The organism is Streptomyces venezuelae (genome assembly GCF_008642275.1).
Taxonomy (GTDB): domain Bacteria; phylum Actinomycetota; class Actinomycetes; order Streptomycetales; family Streptomycetaceae; genus Streptomyces; species Streptomyces venezuelae_E.
The window spans coordinates 5,926,741-5,950,673 of the sequence record NZ_CP029189.1 but is presented as its reverse complement, the minus strand read 5'-3'; the positions used below and the strand labels follow the sequence as shown (position 1 = coordinate 5,950,673).

Genomic DNA, 23,933 nt, shown 5'->3' with positions numbered 1-23,933 from the left:
CTGCACCAGACGCCCGGGGACCGGCTCCCGGGGACCGGCTCCCGGGGACCGGCGGCCGGCGGCCGGCGCAGGAGGCTGCTTCAGCGTTCCGCGTAGGCGGGGGCGCCCTCGTCCGCCGCCGGGGAGGAGGGGCCGGTCCGCGGGCCCGGAACGTCCACCGCGGCGGCGTGCGTCCGGGCGGCCGGCACCTCGGTGACGAGGGCGAGGACCAGGCAGAGCGCGGCCGCCCCGACGGCCACGGCGAAGGCCCCCGAGGGCCCGTACGCCTCGGCGAGGCGTCCGCAGACGAGGAGCGAGGTGGCCTGTCCGGCCACCAGGCAGCTGGCGGCGAGGGCCATGGAGGTGGAGAGCCCGGCCGGCTCCACGGACCGTTCGGTGAGGGCGAACGCGGTGATCAGGTGGGGTGCGTAGGCGGCGCCCAGCACGGTGACGACGGCGTACAGCGGCCACAGGCCGTCCGTGAACAGCAGGGGCACCGAGAGCACCAGGGCCGCGCCGGTCGCCACCCGCCAGCGCAGCCGCAGCCCGAAGCGGGTGGGCAGCGCGCCGAGGGAGATGCCGACGACCGCGCTGACGACGCCCATGGCGGAGTAGACGACGGCGGCTTGGTCCGGCACGCCGAGCTCGATGGTGAGCGCGGTGATGCCGGCCTGGCAGGCGCCGAACATCGTCCCTTGGAGGGCGAGGGAGCCGCGTACGGCGTGCACCACGCCGGGCGGCTTGACCCGGCTTCCCGGGCCCCGGTCCGGCGCGGGGGACCCGGCCGTGACGGCGGCGGTCGGATGCAGCGCGTAGACGGTGCCGAAGACGGCGACGAGGGCGGCCGCTCCGGCGAGGGCGACGGCCGGGTGCGCGAGGAGGGCGGCGAGTCCGACGAGGGCGGGTCCGAAGACGAAGGAGATCTCGTCGAGGGTGCCTTCGAGCGCGTGGACGGCGCCGACGACGCTCTCGTCGGACCTGGCCCGGTGCGCCAGGGCCACCGAGCGGGTGCGCGCGAGCGGTCCGATCAGCGGTACGGAGGCGCCGGTGAGGGCGCCGATCGCGGCGAGCGCGGCGGTGGCCAGGTGGGTGAGCGCCCCGGCGACCAGGGCCGCGGTGGCCACGGCGTTGACGGCGGCCGCGGCCAGGACGACGCGGCGCTGCCCGTGGCGGTCGGCGAGCCGGCCGAGGACGGGTCCGAAGAGGACCTGCCCGAGGGAGAGGGCGCCGCCGACCAGGCCCGCGGTGGCGAGGGATCCGCTGGTCCGGGCGACCAGCAGGAAGCTGCCGAACTGGGACATCGCGACGGGCAGTCGGGCGAGGAAAGAGACGAGCGGAAGTAGGGGCCCGGTCAGGGCGATGACTTTTCCATAGGTACTGACGGTTCCAACCACTTGATCGACACTAACCCGGCGCAGTCACTCGGATGCATTGGGTCATGGCACGGAATCCGGCAGGCTGGGTACGTACGTTCTCATGAGCCAGCCGCACGCGACCCCCGAATCAGAATCTGACGTTCCGACACCCGTCACCCCGACGTCGACCTACCGTCTCCAGCTGCGCCCGGAGTTCACCTTCGAGGCGGCCGGGGCGGCCGTACCCCACATCGCCTCGCTCGGCGTGTCGCACCTGCACCTCTCCCCGGTGCTGGAGGCGGTGCCGGGCTCGACGCACGGCTACGACGTCACCGACCACTCCCGCGTGCGGGCCGAGCTCGGCGGCGAGCCGGGCCTGCGGGCCCTGGCCGGGACCGCACGGGCGCACGGGCTCGGGCTGGTCCTCGACATCGTGCCCAACCACATGGCGGTACCGACTCCGCTGCGGCTGAACCGGCCCCTGTGGGAGGTGCTGCGCGACGGCCCCGCCTCGCCGTACGCCCGCTGGTTCGACATCGACTGGGAGGCGGGCGGCGGACAGGTGCTGCTGCCGGTGCTGGCCGGGCCGGCGCAGGAGTGCGAGCTGCGGGCCGACGGTGAGGTGCTGCGCTACGGGGAGCAGGAGTTCCCGCTGCGGGAGGGGACCGCGGGGCTGGCGCTGCCCGAGCTGCTCGCCGCGCAGTGGTACCGGCCGGCCTGGTGGCGCGAAGCGCGCACCTCGCTCAACTACCGGCGTTTCTTCACGATTTCGGAGCTGATCGGGGTCCGGGTGGAGGACCCCGAGGTGTTCACGGCCACCCATGCGAAGGTCCTGGAGCTGGTCCGGGACGGGGTCGCACAGGGGCTGCGGATCGACCACGTGGACGGCCTGGCGGACCCGGAGGAGTACCTGCGGCGGCTGCGGGCGGCCGCGGGCGAGGACTGCTGGGTGGTGGTCGAGAAGATCCTGGCCCGCGAGGAGCGGCTGCCGTCGGGCTGGCCGGTGGCGGGCACCACCGGCTACGACGCCCTGCACCGGGTGGACGGGGTGTTCACCGACCCCGAGGGCGTCGCCGAGCTGGCGGCCCGGTACGGGGAGAGCACGGGGCTGCCCCACTGGCCGGAGGCGGCCCGGGCGTCCGCCCGGGAGGTGCTGACCGGCGACCTGGCGGCCGAACTGGGAGCCCTGGAACGGCAGGCCGGTCCGGAACTGAGCTCAGCCGTAAGGGAGTTGCTGATCGCTTTCCCCGTCTACCGGCCCTACCCCGGCGAGCCGGACCTGCCGCCGCACGCCCTGGAGCAGGCCGCCGCGGTGGCCGGTCAGGGCGCCGTGGCCGCCGTACGGGAGCTGCTGCTGCGGGATCCGGCCTTCGCCGCCCGCTTCGCCCAGACCTCGGCGGCCCTGCGCGCCAAGTCCCTGGAGGACCGGGCCTTCTACCGGTACGCGCCCCTGCTGTCGGCCACCGAGGTCGGCGGGGAGCCGGGCCGGCCGGCGGTGTCGGCGGCGGAGTTCCACGCGTACTGTGCCGCCCTGGCCCGGGAATGGCCCGCGGCCGGGACGGTCCTTTCCACGCACGACACCAAGCGCAGCGCGGACGTCCGGGCCCGGATCGCGGCGCTGTCCCAGGCCCCGGAGCTGATGGGACGCCCCGAGGGGCCCGACCCCCAGCTGGCCTGGGTGGCCCGGCAGACCGCACTGGGGCTCGGCCGGGTCCCCGAGGCCGGGCCCCGGCTGGCCGACGCCCTGCTCAAGGCGGTCCGCGAGGCCGCTCTGCACACCAGCTGGACCGAGCCGGACGAGGCGTACGAGGCGGGCGTGGCCCGGTACGCCGGGGACCCGCCCGACCTCCCGGCGGAACTGGCCGGGGCGGCCCGCGCGAACCTCCTCGGCATGACCCTGCTGCACCTGGCGATGCCCGGGGTCCCCGAGGTCTACCAGGGTGCGGAGACGGAGTACCGGGCCCTGGTGGACCCCGACAACCGGCGGCCCGCCCACTTCCCCCGCCGGGCGCTGGCCCGGCTGGACGGCGGGGCCGCCCCCGCCGACCCGGCCGAGGAGAAGCTGGGGCTCACGGCCACCCTGCTGCGGCTGCGCCGGGCCCGGCCGGAGCTGTTCCGGGGCTATGCGCCGGTCCTCGCCCGGGGCCCGGCCGCCGGCCATCTGCTGGCCTTCACGCGGGCCCCCGGGCTGCTGGTGGCGGCCACCCGGCTCTCCCACCGGCTGTCCGCGTCCGGCGGCTGGCGGGACACCCGACTGCACCTGCCGCCCGGCACCTGGACCCGCCTGGCCCCCGTGTCCCCGCACGCGGACTCCGCGGTGTCGCACAGCGGTCCGGCCGAGGTGGCCGCCCTGCTGGACGGCCACCCGGTGGGAGTCTGGCTGCGCGGGTGATCCGCGCGGGCCGGGCCGCCACCGCTCAGCGCGGCGGACCGTCAGGACGAGGACCAGGACCAGGACCTTGACCAGGACCTTGACCAGAGCCCGGACCAGGACCTGAACCAGGGCCCGGACCCGAACCAGGACCCGGACCGGAACCGGGCCCCGGCGCGGTCCGGTCGCCGATCAGCTCCGCGAAGGCGGCCGCTGCACCGGTCAGCGGAACCCGGGAGAAGACCGCCAGGGGCCGGTGCCACGGCGGGTCGAGGGAGAGCAGGACGCAGTCCTCGCCGACGGCACCGCGGACCATGTGGGCCGGGGCCATGACGACGCCCACCCCGGCGGCCGCCATCCGCACCGCCGTCGAGGTGTGCTCCGTACGCAGCACCGTGTGCGGGGTGAAACCGAGCGCCCCGCACGCCCGGTCGAGGACGAGGACACCGTCGACCAGCGGTTCCATCGCGCAGCGGATCCAGTCGCGGTGGGCTAGTTCGGTGAGGGTGACGGCGGTCCGGCCGGCCAGCGGATCGTCGAAGGGGACGACGATGACGAGCTCCTCCCGGTCGATCCGCAGCAGGGGCCCCGCCCAGCCCGCGGGCTCCGGTCCCACCGCGAGGTCGGCGACGCCCCGTTCCAGCTGCTCCTCCAGGGCCTCCGTGGTGCCGTACTCCCGCAGCACCAGGGACACCCCCGGATGCAGGGCCCGCCAGCGGGCGGCGACGCCCGGCAGCAGGCCGACGGCCAGTGCGTGCACGGTGGCGATGTGCAGTTCGCCGCCGGCCACCCCGGCCGCGGCGCGGGCGGCCCGCTCGGCCTGCCGGGCGCTGCGGACCGCGAGTTGTGCGTGCGGCAGGAAGGCGCGGCCCATGGGGGTGAGCCGGACCCCGCGGGGCATCCGCTCCAGCAGTGCGCCGCCCACGGCCCGTTCCAGGGCCTTGACCTGGTGGGACAGGGCGGGCTGCGTGACGTGCAGACCGTCCGCGGCGCGGGTGAAGGAGGACTCCTCCACCACGGCCAGGAAGTACTCCATCTGGCGCAGGCTCATGAACTCGAAGCATAAAGATCCTGCATGACCTTCAGAAGATCATTTCCTTGGACTCGGCCCGACCGGGCGGTGGACGCTGGTGGCATGACCAACGACAGCGCAGTGGATGTGATCGTGATCGGCGGCGGTACGGGCGGCTACAGCACCGCCCTGCGCGCCTCGGCCCTGGGCCTGGGCGTCCTGCTCGCGGAACGCGACAAGGTCGGCGGAACCTGCCTGCACCGGGGCTGCATCCCCAGCAAGGCCATGCTGCACGCGGCGGAACTCGTCGACGGCATAGCCGAGGCGCGTGAGCGCTGGGGGGTCCGGGCCCGTGTGGAGTCGGTCGACTGGGCGGCCCTGACCGCCACCCGGGACGACATCGTCTCCCGCAACCACAAGGGCGTGGAAGGACACTTGGAGCACGCCGGGGTGCGGGTGGTGCGCAGCGGCGCCCGGTTGACGGGACCGCGGTCCGTACGGACCGATGACGGCCGGGAGTTCACCGCCACCCGGGGGATCGTGCTGGCCACCGGGTCCCGGCCGCGTACCCTGCCCGGCCTGGAGCCCGACGGCCACACGGTGGTGACCAGTGACGACGCGCTGTTCGCGCCCGGTCTGCCGGCTTCGGTGCTGGTGCTGGGCGGCGGGGCGATCGGGGTGGAGTACGCCTCCTTCCACCGTTCCATGGGCGCCGAGGTGACGCTGGTGGAGGCCGCGGACCGGCTGGTCCCGCTGGAGGACGCGGACGTGTCCCGCCATCTGGCGCGGGGCCTGAAGAAGCGCGGGATCGACGTGCAGACCGGTGCCCGGCTGGAGGGGTCCGAGCGGTTGCCCTCCGGCGGTGTGCGGGCCACCGTGCGCACCGCGCGCGGGGAGCTGCGGGAGATCGTGACGGAGCGCCTGCTGGTGGCCGTCGGGCGGGTGCCGGTGACCGACGGCCTGGACCTCGCGGCGGCCGGACTGGCCACCGACGAGCGGGGGTTCGTGGCTCCGGCCGACTGGTCCCGGCTGGAGAGCGCCGTCCCGGGGATCCACGTGGTGGGCGACCTGCTGCCGCCGCCGTCGCTCGGGCTGGCGCACGCCTCCTTCGCCGAGGGCCTGCTGGTCGCGGAGACCCTCGCGGGGTGACGAGTCCGCCGGTGGACTACGCGGCGGTGCCGCGGGTGACCTACTCGGCGCCGCAGACCGCCGCCGTCGGGCTGACGGAGGCGCAGGCGCGCGAGGCGGCGTACGACGTGGTGGTGAACACGATGCCGCTGACCGCCGTGGCCAAGGGCATGGTGCACGGACAGGGCGGCACGGTGAAGGTGGTCGCGGAGCGGGGCGGGCGGGTGCTGGGTGTCCACCTGGTGGGGCCGCACGTGTCGGAGATGATCGCGGAGAGCCAGCTCGTCGTGGGCTGGGACGCGGAACCGGCGGATGTGGCACGGCACGTCCACCCCCATCCGACGCTCTCGGAGGCCGTCGGGGAGGCCTTCCTCAGCCTGGCGGGCCGCGGACTGCACCAGCAGTAGCCCCCGGGGCCCTCACCGGGGCGGGACCGGTTAAGGAGCCGCCCCGGGGCGTACGTGCCGGCGCGCCCCGAGGCCGGCCCGGCCGGGACCGTGCCCCCGGCCTTGGCCAGGGGTTTCATCCGGAATTCGGACAACTGCGGGGCCCGGGGAGCAGTAGGCGGCGGGCCCTGCGGGCATGGCATCCCTTGTGACTCTCCTCCGTGACATGCGCTACCCCACACCGCTGGAACTCGGGCTCGCCGCCCGCGCTCTGGCGGACGAACACCCCGGCGAGGTCCGGCTCCGCCAGGCCGGCACCTCCCGGGCCGGGCAGCCGCTCTGGGTGCTGTCCGTCGCCGCGACCGGCGGCGCCGCGCGCGGGACCGACCGCAACGTCCTCGTCGTCGCCGGGGCGCACGCCAACGAGCCCGTCGGCGGCGCGACCGCCCTCTCGCTCGCCCGGCGCGTCCTGGACGACCCGGCGCCGCGGGCCGGCTGCGGCTGGCACTTCCTGCTCTGTGCCGACCCGGACGGCGCGGACCTGCACCGCACTCCCCATCCGTACTCGCTGCTGGACTACCACCGGAACTTCTTCCGGCCGCCGGGCCCGGAACAGCCCGAGTGGGCCCCGTCGTTACTGCCTCCGGACCGGCTGCCGCCCGAGACCCTGGCCCTGCTGGCGCTCATCGACGAGCTGCGGCCCGTCCTGCAGGTCTCCCTGCACGCCACCGACCTCGGCGGCTCCTGGGTGCAGCTCACCCGGGACGTACCGGGCCTCGCCGAGCCGTTCGCCGAATCGGCCGCCGAGCTGCGCATCCCGGTGGAGAACGGGGCCTCGGACGCGGCCGGCTGGCCCTCCCCGGGACCCGGGATCTTCGTGATACCGCAGCCGGGCAGCGAGGCGGCCGGGGCCTTCCACCCGGAGGACACCCGGCTGAGCACCTGGTACCACGCCCACCGCTACGCCGGCACGACCGCCATCGTCGAAGTCCCCATGTGGGCCTCCGACCTGGTGGACGATCCGGCCCCGCACCCGGACCCGCGCGGCGCCCTGCGGATGCTGGCCGAACGGCTCGTCACGGACGCCGCGCTCGTCGCCACGGTCCGGAAGGACGGCGACGCACGGCCGGGTCCGTCCTCGTACGAGGACCCGGCCGCGGCGCCCCTGCTGCGCGCGGTGGACTGGACGCTCGCGCTGATCCCCCGGATCGCCGCCGAGTGGACGGCCGGGGCGCCCGCGGAGGCCACGGCGGCGTACATCGCCAGCATCGACGCCTTCGGGCGCCGGCTGTCGCTGCGGGCCGCCGCGATGCTGCTGCGGGTCCTGCGGGCCCAGGGGCATCCCGCGGCACCCGGGCTGGACCGGCTGGTCACCGGGTGGTGCGAGGACTTCGCGGCGTGTTTCGGGGCCCGCTGGGTCCCGGTGGCCACCCAGGTGGAACACCAGTCCCGCACGGTCCTGGCCGCCTACGACCGCCTCGTCGCGGCCGGCCGGGACCAGCGGGCGGGCTGAGCGGGCGGGGCCGGGCGGGGCCGGGGTCAGGCCCGCTTCCCGGTCGGCCCCAGGCGGGTGTCGGGGCCGGGCGGCGGCAGCGCCACCGGCCTGGCTCCGTCGTGGTCCTCGGCGGCGTCGTGGAGAGGGCGGGTGCCTTCGGCCGCGTCCGCCAGCCACTGCCAGACGTACGGCCGGCGGGCGTCCGGGGCCACGGGGGGCGCCGCGGCGGAGATCCACGTCGTGAGGGTGAACCGGTGGTCCGGGAACCGCCCGCTCGGGCAGGTGGACGGCACGACCTCGTGGAAGGCGCCGGAGGGGAAGAAGGCGATGGTGTCGTGCTCGGGCTCGATCGTGCGGTAGGACTCCCCCGGCCGCGCCCTGCCGTCCTCCACCACGGTGTCGTACAGGCGGAGCCGGCCGCCGCCGAAGCCGCGCGGCGTGCGGTGCAGGTAGTACACGGCGGACAGCGCGGTTCCCACGTCCCGGACGCGTGAGGCGTCCGTGTGGATGCCGAAGTGGCCGCCTTCACCGTGTGCCGTCAGGACGGTCAGCGACTGTGCGAGCGGGGCCCGGTGACCGAGGACCTCCTGGACGAGCGGCAGGCAGTCGGCCAGGTGTGCGCTGAACACCTCGCTGGTCACGGGAAGGACCAGCGAGTCCCGCCCCTTGCGGGACACCTGTCCGGTCAGGGGGTCCAGGACGGTCCCCGCCGTGAAGTCCTCCTCCCGGGATATCGCGTAGTCCAGCAGGGCGGCGGCGCGCTCCGCGCCCAGGAAGTTCTCGAAACGGCAGACCGGCGCCGGTACCACGAGCGCGGGGGACCACCGGTCGGAGGGCGGCAGTACGCGGGGGCTGATTTCCATCGGCGTGGCCGGTTCCATCGTGTATCCGCTCATAGCCCGGAACCGTACGGTGGCGGCCGTCCGCGCCGAAGGAGCACGAGGGGGCGCACAGGAGTGCGCGGTGCGCGCCCGCGCCGACGGCCCGACACGGACCGACCGGCGGGCCGGTCGCCGGGAAGCGGAACCGGACGGGGAGGCTTCCACCGGGGCGTCTCGCGTGCGGCTCTTGACCCTCACGTGGCGTCAGGCGCCGACCGGAGGCCCATCTGGCGGAACGTGTGCGTCGTGCGATGTCGGTGTGGACGCGGGTCGGTCCGCGGGCCGAGCGGCGGGCGGCGGGCGGCGGGCGGTGCGAAGCCTCGGGGGCGACCTCGCCTCCGGCCGATGCTCCGGGACGGTCGTAGAAGCGGATCGTGCCGGCATGCTGAGCCGGCCCTCTGTCTGCATGAGCACGCAGCGCGGAACCGTAGCCTGATGACACCCTGTCAGGCTGGGAGAGTTGGTCACCGTGGTTCAGTACCTCGTCGGCTCGCGCGCGAGCAACCTTGCCAAGGCTCAAGTGCGTGAGTACCTGCGCCCGCTCCGCGAGCGGTTCCCGGACACCACGTTCACGCACCGCGTGATTCTGGAGGGGGGCGACAAGGACCGCAAGTCGCTCCTGTCGAGCGTATCCGCGGTCAGTGGCGGGTCGGCATTCAGCACCGAGCAGGAGGCAGCACTGCTGCGCGGTGACGTGGACGTGATCGTCCATTCGCTGAAGGACCTTCCCACGGCGAACCCGAGCGGGCTCACGTTGTTGCCCCCGCCGGGACGCGAGGACGTGCGCGATGCACTGTGCGGCTCGACCCTCGCCGGACTACGGAAGGGGGCGAAGGTCGGAACGGGTTCCCCTCGGCGTATCGCGCAGCTGCTCGCGGTGCGTCCCGACCTTGTGATCGTCCCCATCCGGGGCAACGTCCCGCCCCGGCTCAGGAAGATCGAAACGGAAGGGCTGGACGCGGTGGTGCTCGCCGCTGCGGGACTCCGCCGGCTCGGACTCGACGGTGCGATCGGCGAGATGCTGCCGCTCGACCTCTTTCCGCCGAGCCCCGGACAGGGCGCTTTGGGCATTCAGGTTCGGACGGACGAGTCCTCGGCCCACTTGCGCGAGATCCTGTCCACGGTCGGCAACGCAGCCGTTGACGCGGAGATCAGGGCGGAACGCACCCTGCTTGCCGAGCTGCACGGCGGGTGCAGCGTCCCCGTGGGCGCGTACGGCGAGACCCTGCCGGACGGAACTCTCAGGTTGTTCGGTCAGGTCAGTTCACTGGACGGTACCGAGCAGATTTCGGGGACGCTGACCGGTCCGTCTGCCGAGCCGGACAAGCTGGGTGCAGCCCTGGCCGCGGAACTCATCGACCGGGGCGCACACTCGATCCTTGACGCGGTGCGGGCTGGTCTCGCAGCCAGGTGAGCTGACGGGCGATGTCGCCTCGGTGGCGACCCGTCCTGCAGCGTCGCCAGGGACGGTCCCGGTAAGGGACTCGAAGAACCCTGACGGTCCGACCCTGGACTTTGCCGCGGCAGCGTTCGCCACATGACCGTCATCCTGCGGGTCCGCTCGCGGCGCCCGGCCGGCGGGGCACCCTCGGCGGACGCGGGGCGTCGTCCTCAGCTCGACGAGAGCCGGAAGGTCATGTTCCCGAAGCTGACCTGGTCGCCGTCACGGACCACCGCGGAGCCGGTCACCCGGTGCCCGTTGACCGTGGTCCCGTTGGTGGAGCCGAGGTCCCTGAGCACCCACGCCCCGGCCTGCAGCCTGAGCTCCGCGTGCGCCCGGGAGACCGTCTCGTGGCTGAGCCGCAGCCCGTTGCCGGGGTCGCGGCCGATCCGCAGGACCACCGCGCTCGGATGCGGCAGCAGCAGCTTGGGCAGGCGCTCGGCGTGCCAGGCCCGCCGGACCCCGAGGGACACCGCCGAGGCCCGGCCGACCCAGCCGAAGAGCCGACGGGTCCAGGGGCTTTCGGACGGCTCCCGGGAGTGGAGGTCGGCCGTGAGCGCGGCGAGGTCCTCGGAGCGGCGGGCGACCAGGGCGAGTTCCATCCGGCGCAGGAAGGTGTCGTGGGACAGCTTGCCGAGGGCCGCGCCCTCCCTGAGCTGGCCCAGCGCCCGGTCGCGCTCGGCGTCGGAGAGCCGTGGCGCGGGGAAGGCGGGAATCTCGAAACTGGACGTCACAGGGTGATTGTCGGCCCGTCGGGGGCGGAGTGTCCAGAACTCCCCCACCGCGCCCGGAATGATGGGCACGATACGCATGCTGGACACCGCCGACGACGAGGGGACCGTCCGTGCAGTTCGAGGTGTGGGCACCACTGACAGGTCACGTCGCCATGCTGCTCGACGGGGCCACGTACGACCTGGCGCGCGATCCGGACCGGGACGGCTGGTGGACCGCCGAGGCCCCGGCCGCCGACGGGAGCCGCTACGGGTTCCTGCTCGACGGCGAAGGCCCGCGGCCGGACCCGCGCGGGCGCCGGCTGCCCGACGGGCCCGACGGCCTGTCGGCGGTGGTCGACCTGGAGGCCCTCGCCCGGGGGCCGGCCCGGCCGCCGCACGTCCGGCTCCAGGACGCGGTCCTGTACGAGCTGCACATCGGCACCTTCACCCCCGAGGGGACCTTCGACGCGGCCGCCGCCCGGCTCGGGCACCTCACCTCCCTCGGCGTCACGCACGTCGAGCTGATGCCGGTCTGTTCCTTCTCCGGCCGGCACGGCTGGGGGTACGACGGGGTCGCGCCCTGGGCGGTGCACGAGCCGTACGGCGGCCCGGCCGGCCTGGCCCGCTTCACGGCCGCCGCGCACGAGGCCGGGCTGGGCGTGGTGCTGGACGTGGTCCACAACCACCTCGGCCCGTCCGGCAACCATCTGCCTGCCTTCGGACCGTACTTCACCGACACCCACCACACCCCGTGGGGCTCCGCGGTGAACCTGGACGCCGCCGGCTCCGACGAGGTACGCGCCTATCTGCTCGGCAGCGCGCTGGCCTGGCTGCGCGACTACGGGATCGACGGGCTGCGGCTCGACGCCGTGCACGCGCTGGCCGACGACCGGGCGCTGACCTTCCTGGAGGAACTGTCCGCGGCCGTCGACGACCTGGCGGCGGACACCGGCCGCCCGCTGTTCCTGATCGCCGAGTCCGACCGCTGCGACCCGCGCACCACCACCCCGCGCGCCGTCGGCGGCCTGGGTCTGCACGCCCAGTGGAACGACGACTTCCACCACGCCCTGCACTGCGCGCTGACGGGCGAGTCCCAGGCGTACTACGCGGACTTCGCCGCGGCCCCGCTCGCCGCCCTCGCCAAGACCATGACCCGGGTCTTCTTCCACGACGGGACCTGGTCCTCCTTCCGCGGCCGCACCCACGGCCGCCCGGTGGACCACCGGCGGACCCCCGCCCACCGGTTCCTCGGCTACACCCAGACCCACGACCAGATCGGCAACCGGGCGCTCGGCGACCGGCTTTCCGCCTCGCTCTCCCCCGGGCTGCTGGCGTGCGCCGCGACCGTGGCCCTGACCGGTCCGTTCGTGCCGATGCTGTTCATGGGCGAGGAGTGGGGGGCCAGGACGCCCTGGCAGTACTTCACCGACCACCAGGACCCCGGCCTCGCCGAGGCGGTACGGTCCGGGCGGCGTCGGGAGTTCGCGGCGCACGGCTGGAAGGCCGAGGAGGTCCCGGACCCGCAGGACCCGGCCACTCGGGACCGCTCCTGCCTGGACTGGGCTGAACCCGAACAGGCCCTCCACGCCCGCCTGCTGGACTGGTACCGCACCCTGGTCTCGCTCCGGCGCACCCATCACGACCTGCGCGACCCGGACCTGGCTGCGGTCCGGGTCGCCCACGACGAGGAGCGCCGCTGGCTCACCTTCCGGCGGGGCGACGTCCGGGTGGCCGTGAACCTCTCCCCGGACCCGGTGACCATCGCGCTGGGCCGCAACGGGGTACGGGTGCTCGCCTGCTGGGAGCCGGTCGACCACCCGGGGCCCGACGGGCGGATCCACGTACCGGGCGAGACGGCGGTCGTCCTGGCGCCGTGACGCTCACTCCACGACGGCCAGCTCGCGCGGGGCGTTGTTCAGGCGGCGCCCGCCGTCCTCGGTGACGGTCACGATGTCCTCGATGCGGACGCCGAACCGGCCCGGCAGGTAGACGCCCGGCTCCACCGAGAAACACATGCCGGGGACCAGCGGCTGCTCCTCGCCCTCGACCATGTACGGGGGCTCGTGGGTGGTCACGCCGATGCCGTGGCCGGTGCGGTGGATGAAGCGGTCTCCGTAGCCGAACTCGGTGATCACGGCGCGGGCGGCCCGGTCGATCTCCTGGCAGGCGACCCCCGGCCGGACCGCGGCCACGCCTGCCTGCTGGGCCTCGCGGACGACGTCGTGGACCCGCTGCTCCTCGGCGGTGGGCTCGCCGACGTGCACGGTGCGGGAGATGTCGGAGCCGTAGCCGTGCCGCAGGCCGCCGAAGTCGAGGACCACCATGTCGCCGTGGCGGATGACGCGCTCGCCGGCCTCGTGGTGCGGGTTGGCACCGTTGGGGCCCGAGCCGACGACCGTGAAGTCGACCTGGGAGTGGCCGTGCGCGCGCAGCAGGCCGGCGAGGTCCTCGGCCACGTCGGTCTCCCGGCGGTCGGCGAAGGGGAGGTGGAGGATCTGCGCGTAGGCGGCGTCGGCGGCGGCCCCCGCCGCGGCCAGCCGTTCCAGCTCCCGCTCGTCCTTGACCGCGCGGAGCATGGGCAGACAGTCCGTGAGCGGTGCGTAGGAGCTGTTGGGCAGTTCCCGCTGGAGGCCCAGGAGGTGCAGCGCCCAGGTGTTGTCGCTCACCCCGAAACGCCCGCGGAAGTCCAGCAGCGGGGCCGCGACGGCGTACGGGTTCTTCCCGTCGGCCCAGTCCCGCAGGGTCAGTGCGGCGGCACCCGGGGCCTGCTGCGCGTCGGGGGCCTCCAGCGCGGGCACGATGAGCACCGGGTCCTGTCCGGCGGCCAGGACGAGCAGGGTCAGCCGCTCGGTCTCGGCGGTGGGCCGGTAGCCCGTGAGGTGCGTGAGGTCGGGCCCTGGAGCGATCAGCAGTCCGGCGAGTCCCGCGTCGGAGGCGGTCCGGGCGGCGGCGGCCATCCGGGCGGCGTAGTCATCGGCCGTGAAGGGTGCGGGTTCACGTGTCATACGGGTGATCCTGCCGTGCACGGCGCGGCGGGGGCAGCGGCCACGCCGGTCGGGCCGGCCGGGGAGAGGAGCTCCCTGCGGTGCACCAGCCGGGGGGCCGCCGCCCGATAAGGCGTCGCGGAACCACCCCTCTGATCGGCTATGCTGTGCTTGCACATCGAACGGGCGGTTCCGCCGCCCTTCGTGGTGGGTGTAGCTCAGCTGGTAGAGCACCTGGTTGTGGTCCAGGTGGCCGCGGGTTCAAGTCCCGTCACTCACCCTGTCGATCCCGTGGGGTACGAGGTCTCCTCGTACCCCACGGGATTTTTCGTGTGCCCGGCCCCCGCTGGTCCGGCCGGGGTACTTTGCGGACACCCCCTAGATCCGCAGGAAGGCCTCCACCTCGGTGACGAAGGCCACCGGGGTCTCGTGCGGCGGGTAGTGGCCGGAGCCCGGGATCGTCACGACCCGGCAGTCCGGGTAGGAGGCCTGCCAGGTGTCCCTCATCACATCCGCGGTGATCGCGAGGTCGTACTCACCGACGAGGACCAGCACCGGGACGGTGTTGCCCTTCACCGCGGCGGACAGGTCGAGCGGCTGCCAGCTGGCGAGGTAGCCGGCGAAGGCCTCGGGGCGGGAGACGGCCAGCGAGTGGGCGACCATCCCGTCGAGCCAGTGGCGGCTCACCCGGTTGCCCGTGACCAGGTCGAGGATGGTCCGGCGCTTGTCGGGGTCGGTGGCGGCGCCGTGGAAGAGGGCGTGGGTCGCGTCGTCCATCGCGTAGGGCGCGGCCGGGACCGGAGCGAGCCCGATCAGCTTCTCCACCCGCTCGGGGGCGCGGACGAGGACCTGCTGGACGGCTTTGCCGCCCATGGAGTGGCCGAGGAGGGAGAAGGTGTCCCAGCCGAGCTGGTCGGCGAGTTCGAGGACGTCGTCGGCGATCTCGGCCAGGGTGTGGCGGCCGGGGACGTCGCGGCGGTCTCCGTAGCCGCGGTAGTCGAGGAAGACGTAGCTGAAGCCCTCCGGGTCCAGGTGGTCCAGTACGGAACCCCAGTGCGCGGAGGTGCCGAACCAGTCGTGCAGCACGATGACGCGGACGGGTCCGGTACCGATCCTGCGGTGGGCGATGGCCATGCGTTCTCCCTCGGTGACGTGGCGAAAAGGACCGACGCCGAGGGTTCTGCCCACCGGATCTACCATCACACCGTGAACCCGACATCACGCCCGCGCCCCCTGACCATCGGGGACTTCTCGCGGCCCGACGGAGCACGCCACCCGCACCACCCCACGACGTACCTGATCAGCGATCCGGCCGAGATCGACGCGGTGGCGGCGGCCAGGCGGCCGGTCGACGACCACCCCGTCGACGACACCTTCGACTGCATGTGCCAGGAGGGCCTGCGCGCGGATCACCACAGCCCGGAGGCGAGCCGCCTGCTCGACCCGCTGTCCCCCGACGGCATCCCCGCCCGGCACCGCGCACGGTGGGTGGCCGCGGCGCCCGCGGAGCTGCGGGAGTACGCCCGGGCCCTGGCCGCGGGCGAGGCGGAGCCGCAGGCTCCGGTCGGGGTGCCGCCGGGCACGGTGTTCGGCTGGCTGGGCGCCGTACGCCGAGAGCCCCGGGACGCGGCGTGGCTCCTCGCGGACCGGGCCCCCGGACGGCTGCTCGCCGGGACCACGACGGAGCGACTCGCCTGGGGTGTACGGGAGACGGACCGGGCCGGCCTGGAAGGGGCCGTGCGGTTCTTCGCGAGCGAGGAGTTCACCACCCGGCACCCGAAGCGGCGCCGGGTGCCCGACACCGCGCGGGACATCCTGCTGCGGTACGCCCGCAGCCACCGCCCGGCGGACCTCCCGGTCCTGGAACGGCGGCTGCTGCGCGCACCGGAGGACCGGATCAGACGGTCTTGATAGCCGGGTCCGAGATGCCCGGGGCACCGGTCTCCACGTGTCCGGCGAAACGGCGCAGGAAGGTGGCGTCGGCGTCGGAGACGACCGCCACGTCGTACCAGCGGCCCGAGGCGGCGAGGTCGACCGTGTGGGTCACCGTCGCACCGGCCGCCACCCTGAGGATCGGGGCGGCGCCGCCGTAGGTGTTGGTCACCGTGAGGTTGACGGCCGCCGTCCCGGAGTTGGTCAGGGTCAGCGTGAGGTTGCCGGTGGCCGCCTGGTGGCGGGCCGTGACCTCGGGGCCGGCCTTCTTCGCCGGGCCCTTCCAGGTGCGCAGGAAGCCGTTCGGCCCCCACACCGTGAGGTTGATCTGGTTGCCGGTGGAGCTGCTGGTGGACCAGGTGTCCGACAGCGTCTTGCCCGCCTCGACCGTGTAGGGCCAGGGGCCGTCCGTACGGTTGCCCGAGGTGCTGTGGAAGTGGGCGCCCAGGGTCGGTCCGGAGGCGAAGGTGAGGGTGAACTTGCCGGTGGAGGTGGTGCGGGCGCCGTCCACGTAGGGGCTGTAGCCGAGTGCGCGGGTCGGCTTGGAGCCGGCTTCCTGCCGGGGCAGGGTGCCGGTCGCCGGCGGGGTCGGGTGGTAGGAGGGGTGGCGGTCCTTGTCCGGCGGGACGTACCCGGCCGTGGACGGCAGCGCGGCGGGCGCGGCGTCGGCCCGGGTGAAGTCGAAGGCCGAGGTCAGGTCGCCGCAGACGGCGCGGCGCCAGGGCGAGATGTTGGGCTCCTGCACGCCGAAGCGCTTCTCCATGAAGCGGATCACCGAGGTGTGGTCGAAGGTCTCGGAGCAGACGTAACCGCCCTTGCTCCACGGGGAGACCACGATCATCGGGACGCGCGGGCCGAGCCCGTACGGTCCGGCCGCGTAACCGCCGCCCCCGGCGTAGAGGTCCTTCGACACGTCGGCCGTGGACAGGCCCCAGGCGGAGGAGGCCGGCGGGTACGGCGGGACCACGTGGTCGAAGAAGCCGTCGTTCTCGTCGTAGGTGATGAACAGGGCGGTCTTGGCCCAGACCGCCGGGTTCGCGGTCAGTGCGTCCAGGACCTGGGAGATGTACCAGGCGCCGAAGTTCGTCGGCCAGTTCGAGTGCTCGCTGAACGCCTCGGGGGCGGCGATCCAGGAGACCTGGGGCAGCCTGCCGCCCACGACGTCCGCGCGCAGCCGGTCGAAGTAGCCGTCGCCGGCCTTGACGTTCGTGCCGGTGCGGGCCTTCTCGTACAGGGCGCTGCCGGGCTGGGCGTTGCGGTAGGTGTTGAAGTACAGCAGCGAGTTGTCGCCGTAGTTGCCGCGGAAGGCGTCGTTGATCCAGCCCCACGAACCGGCCGCGTTCAGGCCGTCGCTGATGTCCTGGTAGACCTTCCAGGAGACCCCGGCGGACTCCAGCCGCTCGGGGTAGGTCTTCCAGCCGTAGCCGGCCTCCTGGTTGCCGAGGACCGGGCCGCCGCCGGTCCCGTCGTTGCCCGTGTGGCCCGTCCACATGTAGTAGCGGTTCGGGTCCGTGGCGCCGATGAACGAGCAGTGGTAGGCGTCGCACACCGTGAAGGCGTCGGCGAGGGCGTAGTGGAACGGGATGTCGTTCCGGGTCATGTAGGACATGGTCGTGGCCGTCTTGGCCGGGACCCACTTGTCGTACTTGCCGTTGTTGTACGCCTGGTGGCCGCCGGCCCAGTCGTGGTTGAGGCCCTCCAGGAACTGCATGCCGAGGTCCTGGATCTGCGGGTTGAAGGGCAGGATGTCCTTCGTGCCGTTCGACTGGTGGAAGACCGGCTTGCCGTTGTCCTGGAGGACCGGCCGCGGGTCGCCGAAGCCCCGTACGCCCTTCATCGCGCCGAAGTAGTGGTCGAAGGACCGGTTCTCCTGCATCAGGACGACGACGTGCTCGATGTCCTGGATCGTTCCGGTGGCGCCTTGCGCCGGGATGGCGGCGGCCCGCGCGATGCTGTCGTTCAGCATCGTGAGGGCGGCGGTGCCACCGGCTATCTGCAGGAACCTGCGACGGTTGAGTTCTGCCATGGGGTGACGACCTCTGCGGGTGAGGGGGGGGTCGAGGGGCGCCCCAAGGACAGCGGTCCCGGGGTACCGGCCGGAGATCACCTCGTGACACTGCGCCGTACACCTGGAGAACGAAAAGAGCTCCCGAACGGCCTGCGTATCTGCTGAAATGACCTCCCACACACTGCACGGGGGGCGCAGAGCGGATGGCCGGGAGCGAGTTCGGGCATGCCATCGGGCTGCCCCACGCGCTCCTCGGCCTGCCGCTGTCGCCGCTCGTGGGAGCGTACGGGGAACTGCTCGCCGCGCAACAGGCCGTCGGATTGGGCCACTTGGGCGAGTTATGGGTCCCGCCCGGCGGCCGTTTACGGGTGCTCGACGGGATCTTCGCCGTCACCGGGACCGGCCGGCGCCGCCACGTGGGCGCCGGCGTACTGCGGTCACTGCGCCGGGACCGGCCGGAACCGGGTGCCGTCTGGCTGCTCGAACGGCTGGCCGCGATCCAGGAGGAGGATCCGGCCGCCCTGCGCCGGATCCTGCTCTACCAGCTCACCCACCTGCTCCAGGACCATCCCGAGGGGCGGCTGCCCGCCACCGCCGCCGGCCTGGGGGTCGATCCGGCCGAGGCCGGGGCCCTGGTCCGCGCGGCCGCCCGGCGGGCTCCGCTGGACGCGGGACAGCGGGCCGCCGCCGAGGGCCTGCTCGACGACGTGCGGGAGCACCGGATCCGCTCCGCCGCCCGCCGGGCCGCCCTGCTGCCGCCCGCGGGTGAGGACCGGCCGCTGGCGGACCTCCTCGCCGGGCTGGCCGCCCGGGTGACGGCCGCCGACACCGAGCTCGCGGTGGCCCGGCGGGCCGAGGAGCAGGAGGATCCGGAACGGGCCGCCCTCCACTACGAGGAGGCCGCGGCGCTGGCGGGCGACTGCCCGCGCGCGGTGCGCGGGCTGGTCCGCACCTACCGGCCCGATCCCGGGGACCCCGCCCCGATGGTGTCCTCCCTCGTCCCGGGGGGCGTCGAACTGCGCTGGCCGTCCGGGGACTTCGGGGACACCCGCTGGCGGGTGGTGCGGCTCACCCGCGGGGAGCCGGCCGGCGCGCCGCTCGCCGAGGTGCCGGGCCGGCCGGCCGGGGGCGTGCTCGTGGACCGCGGCGCCGGCATCGGCGAGGAGATCCGCCACGTCGCGCTGCCGCTGCGGGCCGACGGCACCGTCGACGGGCCGCCGCTGGTGGCGGCCCCGCTGTCGGTCGCCCCGGCGGTGACGCAGGCGGCCGCCGTCGACGGCAACGGATGGATCGAGGCCTCGTGGACGGCGCCGGCGGGTGCGTCCCGGTGCGAGGCGACGCTGACCGGGCCGCAGGGCCGGGTACCGGTGTCCCCGGCCGCGCGGGCGGACGGGGCGGACCGGGAGAACCGGGCGGACGGGGCGGACGGGGCGGACCGGCGGGAGACCCTGCGCGCGGAGGGGCTGCCGCCGGGGACGTACGAGCTGGCGGTGCGGGCCCGGTACGTCCCGGCGGGCCGTACCGGCCACGGGACGCTGTCCGCGGCCGTGACCGTCCCGGTCACCGTGCACGCCTGGCCGCAGCCCGTACTCACCCTGACGGCCCTGGCCCGGGAGGCGGGCGGCGTGGAGTTCCGCCCGACCGGCGGCGACGGGGCCGAGGTGCGGCTGGTGGAGTGGCCCGCCGGTGCCGCTCCCGCCGAGCGGGCCGAACTGGCGGCGGCCGAACTGCCGCCGCCGCTGGACTGGGCAGGACCCGGCCGGACGGGTCCGGGCGGGAGCGGGCCGGGCTCCGTCGGGCACCCGCCCCCGGGATCGCTCACCACCGTCTGCTCCGTGTCCGTGCTGGGCGCCCGGGCCCTCGCCGGACCCTGCGTCCTGGTCGAGGCCCCCCTGCCGGTGGCCGGACTCGCGCTGCGGCGGGCCGCGCCCGACCTGGTCGAGGTCGGCTTCGACTGGCCCGGCACCGCAGGCACCGTCACCGGCGCCGTCACCCAGGACGGCCGCCGCACCGAATTCGCCGTGGCCCGCAGCGTGTTCCTGCGCGAGGGCCTGCGGCTGCGGGTCACCCCGGCCGCACTGTCCGTCGAGGCCCACGCCGCACCGCGCAGCGTCCGTTCCGTGCTCGCCTCGGCCGGGGGCGACGCACGGGCCGCACTGCCGGCCGACGTGGCCATCGCCTACGAGCTGGTGCCCGGCGCCCGGCGCGGCCTGCGCCGCGGGCCCGCCGTGCTGCGGGTCACCGTACGGGCTCCGGGCGGTGCGGCCGGCCAGGACCTGCCCGGCTTCGTCCTCGTGGCCCGGGGGGACGGCGGCCGCAACCCCCGGCGTCCGGACGGCCCGTCCGGCGGGACGGCCGTGTGCCGGGTGACCGGGGCCGAACTCGCGGCCGCGGCCGCGGGCACCGGGACGGGCACGGGCACGGTGGAGCGCCCGGTCGACACCGCCGTCGCACCCGGCCGTCCGTACGCCCTGCGCGGTTTCCTCATCGGCGGCGCAGCCGCCTCCGTCCGGCTCGAAGAGCCCCCTCTCCTCTCCCTGGTGGTCCGCTGACATGACCTCCGTCGTCTGCCCCTACTGCTTCGACCGGTCCCCGGCAGCCAGGCTGCCCTACCGCTGCCAGATGTCCGCCACGGGCGTGCGCGGCGCGAAGCCCTGCAGCGCCGAACTCGACACCGTGTGGGCCGATTTCATGGGCCCGAGCGTGCCTCCCGCACTGAAGATGCGCGGCCCGGTCTTCACGGCCCGGCGCGGCCTCGGGCCACGCCTGACGCCGAACGGGGGCGGATCCCGTGCGGACTGCCCCGCCTGCGGCGGGTCCACCCCGGTCCGCGTCTGCCGGCGCTGCCACAGCGACTTCCCGAGCGACTACTGCGACCAGGACACCCGCATCATCGCCCTGCTCGGACCCAAGGCCTCCGGCAAGAGCACCTACGTCTCGGTCCTGCTCAACGAGCTGCGGGGCCGGGTGGGCCGGGCGTACGGGGCCTCGGTGACCGCGATGGGCGGCGAGACCCAGCGCCGGGACCGCGAGCTGGCCGAGGACCTCTACGACCGGCTGCGCCTGCCGGAGGCCACCAGACCGGCGGCCCTCGGCTTCAACGACCCGCTGCTGTACCGGCTGAGCCTGCCCCTGCGGCGCCGGCTGCGCGGGGACGGCAGCCGGCACACCGCGCTGGTGTTCTTCGACGCGGCGGGCGAGGACCTCGGCAGCGCCGAGGCCATGGACCGCTACACGCACTACCTGGCGGCCGCCGACGGGATCATCCTGCTCGTGGACCCGCTGCAGATGCGGGCGGTGCGCGACCGGCTCCCGGTGGACGACGGGCCGCCGCTGCCCGTCATCGAGACCCCGCCGCAGCAGATCGCCGCCGACCTCGCGGCGCAGCTGCGGGCGCACGGCCGGGGTTCCTCACGCGGCCGGGTCACCACTCCGGTGGCGGTGGCCGTGACCAAGACGGACTCGCTGGTGCCGCTGCTGGAGCCGCATTCGCCGCTGCTGCGCAACGCGGGCCACGACGCCGGCGCGCTCGACGAGGAGGACCGGCGGGCGGTGCACGAGGAGATGCGCTCGCTGCTCGACGGCTGGGACTCGGGGGCGCTGCTCCGGCAGCTGGAGCGGGACTTCGCCCGGCTGTCGCTGTTCGGGCTCTCGGCGCTCGGCTCGCCGCCGCCCGCGCACGCCCCGGCCGACGCCCCGAAGTCGGGTCCGCGGCCGCTGCGCGTGGAGGATCCGCTGCTGTGGCTGCTGGGGCTGGGCGGGCTGCTGCCGCGCACCGGTGTCGCGGCCGGCCCGGGTGCCCGTACCGGTTCCGGGGGGACCTCATGAATCTCGCCCAGCTGCACTACACCTCGGCGCCGCCCGGCCCCGACGGCTCCGGATTCCGGTTCACGGCCGTCAGCCCCGGGGTGCCGGCCGCCCTGCTGCGCGAGGCGGAGCAGCTGATCGGCTACGAGCCGCCCCGGGACGCGCCGCCGCGCCCGGGTCCGCAGGAGCTGGCAGCCTTCCCGCAGGCGCTCAGCCTGAACGTGCTGGCCGACGGCAGCCGGCTGCTGGCGCGCTCGGTGTACACCGGGGCCGACTACAGCGGCCGCTGGGGCAACTTCCACGCCCACGCGGTGCACCTGCCGCAGCCCGCCGGTTCCGGCCCGGCCGTGGGCGAGCTGCCGATCACCGCCTGGGGCTCGCCGCAGTGGGCCGCCGCGACCCCGGAGGGCGGCGCCCCCGCGCTGGCCGCGGTACCCGCGCCGGGACGGCTGGACCGGGCCGCGCTGGCCGCGTTCGTCGCGGACCGTGCGCCGTGGCTGGCCGCGTTCTTCTCCGACGTGCGCCGGCTCGCCGAGGACCCGGACGCCCCGCAGGTCGTGCTGGTCGAGGCGGACAGCGAGGCCGTGGCCCGCTGGATCATGCTGGCGTGCAGTGTGCTGCCGCACCAGCGGGGGCAGTGGCTCACCTTCACCACCTACACCCGGCGGCCGCAGCTCGCCCGGCAGCGGATCATCGGGGTGATGCCCGAGGACGGACCCGGCCTCGCCGGGCAGGAGCACCGCTACCGGGTCTACGACGCCACGCGGGCCGCCGCCCCCACCGCCGCCGGGGAGCCGGACGTGTGGGCGGACACCGCCGCACGCGTCTGGCGGGCGCAGCGCCAGGATCTGGTCGCCGCGGTACGGAGGCTGGCCGCCGGGCCCTACGACGCGGGCCCGCTGGCCGCGCTCGCCCTGGCCGCGGACATCGCCCTGCCCTCCCCCGGCCGGGCCGCGGCCGCCGACTGGGCCGCCGGGCACCGCGACGCGCTGGACCTCGGGCGTCTGCAGGCGCTGGCCCTGGCGCTGGGCTGGCCGGCGGGTGACCGGGACCCCGCGGAGGTCGCCGCGGCCGGGCGGCTGCTCGCGGCCCTGGACGGCTGGGCCCCGCCCGCGGCGTGCGAGCCGCTGGTGGCCCTGACCCTGACCGAGGCGGTCCGGACCGGCGCGCCGCCCGCGGCCCTGCCGACGGCGGGCGCCCTCGGCGCGGCCGTCCGCGGCCGGCTCGCGGCGGAGCTGGAACCGGGGCTGCGGGCGGCGCTGGGCTCCCTGGCCGGCGAACCGGGGCACTCCGCCGGGCTGTTGCGGGTGGCGTCGGTGCTCGGGGTGGACGTGGGCGACCTGCTGCCCGGTACGGCCCGGCAGCTGGCGCTCGCGCTGCTCACCGATCCGGAGCGGGCGTACGGGGCTGCGGTGCGGGCCGCGCTGGCCGAACTGCCCGCGCTGCGTACCCTCGTACTCGACCGGCTGGACTCGCTCGCGGCGGGCGATCCGGCGGCCGGACGGCGGCTGTTCGAGCGGACCGCGCTGCGGCCGGCCGCGGCCGACGCGACGCCGCACCTGCGGATGTGCGCCGGGGCCGCGGCGACGGCCGCGGCCGCACCGGACCGGGTCGGCGCGCTGAACGCCCTGCTGGCCCGTTCGGGCGTCTCGCTGTACGCGGAACCGCTGGTCCTGCGGACCGCCATGCGGCTGGTGTGGGAGGGGGACCCGCCGGAGGCGGGCGAGGCCGGGATGGTGCTGATGGCGACCGGGGCGAAGGTCCACCGGGAGGCCGGGACCTGGGAGCTGCTCGTCCAGGCGGCCGTGCGGGCCCCGGCCGGGGACGGCGGGGCCGAGGAGCTGGCTCCGGAGCTCCTCGGGCAGTTCCAGGAGGAGATCCCGGCCCGGCTGCGGCCGTCGCTGCTGCTGCTGGAGCTGGCCCGGAACCTGCGGTCGGGGCCGGCCGGCGGGGGCTGGGTCCGCCAGGCGCTGGACCTGGGGTCGCTGGATCCCGAGCCCGGCCCGCGGGACGGCGCGTACGCGGCCCTGTGCGTGCGGCTGCTGGCCGGGGACCGGCCGGACAGCGAGCTGCGGGCGCTGGTCGAGAGCAACGACGCGGAGCTGCTGGCCGCCTACCGGGCGGCGGCGCGCACACCGGCGGTCCGTGACCGGCTGCGGCTGGATCCGGGCTATGCCGCGGACTGCTTCACGGTGTGGTCCTCCCAGCCGCAGGCGGGCGCCGCATGGCAGGAGACCCGCACGGACCTGCTCGACGGGGTGCTGCGGCCGGCCGTACGGAGTCTCACGGCGGAGGAGCTGGCCGGGCTGGAGCGGTCGCTGGCCCGCCTGGGCGGGCGCTGGGCGGACGAGTTCCGTTCCTGGCAGCGGCCGGGTGCCTTCGGCCGCCTGCGCGAACGCTTCGCGGGCCGCCGCTCCGGCGGTGACGGGAACGGGGGCTGA

General features: G+C 75.1%; 16 protein-coding genes, 1 tRNA gene and 2 pseudogenes. 12 read left to right on the top strand and 7 right to left on the bottom strand.

The annotated features are described in order from the left end of the window. Positions 1-80: 80 nt before the first annotated feature. On the bottom strand, positions 81-1,373 hold the full coding sequence (locus DEJ51_RS26440; protein ID WP_150260095.1) for an MFS transporter: 1,293 nt from the start codon (positions 1,371-1,373) through the stop codon (positions 81-83). 82 nt (positions 1,374-1,455) lie between these two features. Between DEJ51_RS26440 and treY the strand changes: the two genes are divergently transcribed. Continuing rightward, the gene (treY, locus tag DEJ51_RS26435) at positions 1,456-3,726 is read left to right on the top strand and encodes a malto-oligosyltrehalose synthase (protein WP_150260094.1); all 2,271 of its coding nucleotides are present in this window, start codon (positions 1,456-1,458) and stop codon (positions 3,724-3,726) included. A 25-nt stretch (positions 3,727-3,751) separates the two neighbouring features. Here treY and DEJ51_RS26430 read toward each other — a convergent pair whose 3' ends face one another. Continuing rightward, a complete protein-coding gene (locus tag DEJ51_RS26430) occupies positions 3,752-4,756 on the bottom strand; it encodes a LysR family transcriptional regulator (RefSeq protein ID WP_150260093.1) in 1,005 nt (334 codons plus the stop codon). 84 nt (positions 4,757-4,840) lie between these two features. Between DEJ51_RS26430 and lpdA the strand changes: the two are divergent. Further along, positions 4,841-6,252: pseudogene (lpdA, locus tag DEJ51_RS26425) on the top strand (dihydrolipoyl dehydrogenase). Positions 6,253-6,439: 187 nt separating this feature from the next. Next, positions 6,440-7,744 (top strand): M14 family zinc carboxypeptidase, encoded by a 1,305-nt coding sequence (locus DEJ51_RS26420; RefSeq protein WP_150262162.1) that lies wholly within the window; start codon positions 6,440-6,442, stop codon positions 7,742-7,744. 26 nt (positions 7,745-7,770) lie between these two features. Here DEJ51_RS26420 and DEJ51_RS26415 read toward each other — a convergent pair whose 3' ends face one another. Beyond that, positions 7,771-8,622, bottom strand: a complete 852-nt coding sequence (locus DEJ51_RS26415) for a 2OG-Fe(II) oxygenase (protein WP_150260092.1) — start codon at positions 8,620-8,622, stop codon at positions 7,771-7,773. Between the two features lie 194 nt (positions 8,623-8,816). Between DEJ51_RS26415 and DEJ51_RS35875 the strand changes: the two are divergent. From DEJ51_RS35875 to DEJ51_RS35870, 3 genes and pseudogenes are all read left to right on the top strand, one after another. After that, positions 8,817-8,953: pseudogene (locus DEJ51_RS35875) on the top strand (MerR family transcriptional regulator); the annotation flags it as partial. A 123-nt stretch (positions 8,954-9,076) separates the two neighbouring features. Continuing rightward, the gene (hemC, locus tag DEJ51_RS26405; RefSeq protein WP_150260091.1) at positions 9,077-10,021 is read left to right on the top strand and encodes a hydroxymethylbilane synthase; all 945 of its coding nucleotides are present in this window, start codon (positions 9,077-9,079) and stop codon (positions 10,019-10,021) included. Then, positions 9,939-10,148: a DUF397 domain-containing protein gene (locus tag DEJ51_RS35870; RefSeq protein ID WP_411757353.1), complete on the top strand. Its 210-nt coding sequence runs from the start codon at positions 9,939-9,941 to the stop codon at positions 10,146-10,148. Before hemC ends, DEJ51_RS35870 begins: the two co-directional genes overlap by 83 nt. Positions 10,149-10,218: 70 nt before the next feature. Here the strand turns inward: DEJ51_RS35870 and DEJ51_RS26395 are convergent, their stop codons facing one another. Continuing rightward, positions 10,219-10,782: a DUF1707 and FHA domain-containing protein gene (locus DEJ51_RS26395; RefSeq protein ID WP_150260089.1), complete on the bottom strand. Its 564-nt coding sequence runs from the start codon at positions 10,780-10,782 to the stop codon at positions 10,219-10,221. Between the two features lie 110 nt (positions 10,783-10,892). Here DEJ51_RS26395 and treZ point away from each other — a divergent pair, with 110 nt between their 5' ends. Continuing rightward, positions 10,893-12,638, top strand: a complete 1,746-nt coding sequence (gene treZ / locus DEJ51_RS26390; RefSeq protein WP_150260088.1) for a malto-oligosyltrehalose trehalohydrolase — start codon at positions 10,893-10,895, stop codon at positions 12,636-12,638. 3 nt (positions 12,639-12,641) lie between these two features. On the opposite strand, the gene DEJ51_RS26385 is transcribed toward treZ, so the two are convergent. Continuing rightward, the gene (locus DEJ51_RS26385; RefSeq protein ID WP_150260087.1) at positions 12,642-13,766 is read right to left on the bottom strand and encodes an aminopeptidase P family protein; all 1,125 of its coding nucleotides are present in this window, start codon (positions 13,764-13,766) and stop codon (positions 12,642-12,644) included. Positions 13,767-13,952: 186 nt separating this feature from the next. On the opposite strand from DEJ51_RS26385, the gene DEJ51_RS26380 reads away from it, so the two are divergent. Beyond that, positions 13,953-14,025: transfer RNA gene (locus tag DEJ51_RS26380), tRNA-His, on the top strand. 98 nt (positions 14,026-14,123) lie between these two features. Here the strand turns inward: DEJ51_RS26380 and DEJ51_RS26375 are convergent. After that, positions 14,124-14,879 (bottom strand): alpha/beta fold hydrolase, encoded by a 756-nt coding sequence (locus DEJ51_RS26375; RefSeq protein WP_150260086.1) that lies wholly within the window; start codon positions 14,877-14,879, stop codon positions 14,124-14,126. A 72-nt stretch (positions 14,880-14,951) separates the two neighbouring features. On the opposite strand from DEJ51_RS26375, the gene DEJ51_RS26370 reads away from it, so the two are divergent. Next, entirely contained in the window at positions 14,952-15,656 is a 705-nt protein-coding gene (locus DEJ51_RS26370; RefSeq protein ID WP_150260085.1) for a hypothetical protein, read from the top strand. Here DEJ51_RS26370 and DEJ51_RS26365 read toward each other — a convergent pair. Continuing rightward, the gene (locus DEJ51_RS26365; RefSeq protein WP_150260084.1) at positions 15,643-17,703 is read right to left on the bottom strand and encodes a phosphocholine-specific phospholipase C; all 2,061 of its coding nucleotides are present in this window, start codon (positions 17,701-17,703) and stop codon (positions 15,643-15,645) included. The genes DEJ51_RS26370 and DEJ51_RS26365 overlap by 14 nt on opposite strands. Positions 17,704-17,888: 185 nt before the next feature. Here DEJ51_RS26365 and DEJ51_RS34660 point away from each other — a divergent pair, with 185 nt between their 5' ends. Genes DEJ51_RS34660 through DEJ51_RS26350 form a run of 3 tightly spaced genes read left to right on the top strand, consistent with a single transcriptional unit; the run spans position 17,889 to position 23,933 of the window. Then, positions 17,889-20,237 (top strand): hypothetical protein, encoded by a 2,349-nt coding sequence (locus DEJ51_RS34660; protein ID WP_190620650.1) that lies wholly within the window; start codon positions 17,889-17,891, stop codon positions 20,235-20,237. Position 20,238: 1 nt separating this feature from the next. Continuing rightward, a complete protein-coding gene (locus DEJ51_RS26355) occupies positions 20,239-21,513 on the top strand; it encodes a TRAFAC clade GTPase domain-containing protein (protein ID WP_150260083.1) in 1,275 nt (424 codons plus the stop codon). Then, on the top strand, positions 21,510-23,933 hold the full coding sequence (locus DEJ51_RS26350; RefSeq protein WP_150260082.1) for a GTPase-associated protein 1-related protein: 2,424 nt from the start codon (positions 21,510-21,512) through the stop codon (positions 23,931-23,933). The genes DEJ51_RS26355 and DEJ51_RS26350 overlap by 4 nt, the downstream gene beginning before the upstream one ends.